The organism is Sulfitobacter sp. HI0040, assembly GCF_001634885.1.
Classification (GTDB): domain Bacteria; phylum Pseudomonadota; class Alphaproteobacteria; order Rhodobacterales; family Rhodobacteraceae; genus Sulfitobacter.
In genome coordinates, this window is the sequence record NZ_LWEX01000313.1 from 1 (window position 1) to 233 (window position 233).

Annotated in this window: 1 protein-coding gene; it reads right to left on the bottom strand. The window is 57.9% G+C overall.

Translation table 11 applies throughout. The features are described 5' to 3' along the window. Positions 1 to 233: iron-containing alcohol dehydrogenase (locus tag A3728_RS14335; protein ID WP_150120820.1), on the bottom strand; the 233-nt coding region annotated here is incomplete at both ends.

Sequence of the window (233 nt, forward strand, 5' to 3'; positions counted from 1 at the left end):
CGCTTTTTTTTCGTGGCTTTCCGAAGTCAGCACGGACACCCATGTTACCTCTGATCCGGTCCCTGCCGTGGTTGGCACCTGGATCAGTGGCAAGCGTTTATCGGTGACCTGATTGATCCCGATCATGTCCGTAATCGGTTGATCGTTGGCTACCGCCGCTGCGATGACCTTGGCCGTGTCCAGTGAACTGCCGCCGCCAAGTCCGATGATTCCGTCAGCACCAAAGGCCCGCG